Genomic DNA, 880 nt, shown 5'->3' with positions numbered 1-880 from the left:
GTTCCCGGGCCTTGTACACACCGCCCGTCACACCATGGGAGTGGGTTGCAAAAGAAGTAGGTAGCTTAACCTTCGGGAGGGCGCTTACCACTTTGTGATTCATGACTGGGGTGAAGTCGTAACAAGGTAACCGTAGGGGAACCTGCGGTTGGATCACCTCCTTACCGAGTTGAAGTGCCTGCGTGGTGTCCACACAGATTGTCTGATGATAAGAAAGAGTCAAAAGCGTCTTGCGAAGCTGACAAGTGATGTCCCCTTCGTCTAGAGGCCCAGGACACCGCCCTTTCACGGCGGTAACAGGGGTTCGAATCCCCTAGGGGACGCCAGTATGACTGACAGTGGGTGAAAGGCACGGTCAACGCTAACCTAAAACTGATTAGAAATAGTCAGGTTTATGTTATCTGCTCTTTAACAATCCGGAACAAGCTGAAAATTTGAAACGACAGCGTACAAGTAACACTTGTATGTTGTTCGAGTCTCTCAAAATGCTCGCATCCCGAGACACTTTCGGGTTGTGAGGTTAAGCGACTAAGCGTACACGGTGGATGCCTAGGCAGTCAGAGGCGATGAAGGGCGTGCTAATCTGCGAAAAGCGTCGGCAAGGTGATATGAACCGTTATACCCGACGATACCCGAATGGGGAAACCCAGTGTGATTCGTCACACTATCATTAACTGAATCCATAGGTTAATGAGGCGAACCGGGGGAACTGAAACATCTCAGTACCCCGAGGAAAAGAAATCAACCGAGATTCCCCCAGTAGCGGCGAGCGAACGGGGAGCAGCCCAGAACCTGAATCGGCTTGTGTGTCAGTGGAAGCGTCTGGAAAGTCGCACGATACAGGGTGAAAGTCCCGTACACGAAGATGCACGGGCCGTGA

At 51.6% G+C, this 880-nt stretch carries 1 tRNA gene and 2 rRNA genes; all 3 read left to right on the top strand.

Annotation, left to right across the window (positions count from 1 at the left end):
• Positions 1 to 164 (top strand): 16S ribosomal RNA (locus DXX3274_RS00120); the annotation flags it as partial.
• 86 nt (positions 165 to 250) lie between these two features.
• Positions 251 to 326: transfer RNA gene (locus DXX3274_RS00115), tRNA-Glu, on the top strand.
• Positions 327 to 518: 192 nt separating this feature from the next.
• Positions 519 to 880, top strand: a 23S ribosomal RNA gene (locus tag DXX3274_RS00110); the annotation flags it as partial.

It is taken from the genome of Dickeya sp. NCPPB 3274, assembly GCF_000406205.1.
Taxonomy (GTDB): Bacteria; Pseudomonadota; Gammaproteobacteria; order Enterobacterales; family Enterobacteriaceae; genus Dickeya; species Dickeya fangzhongdai.
The sequence above is the reverse complement of the archived record's forward strand: the minus strand, read 5'-3'. Positions and strand labels throughout refer to the sequence as shown.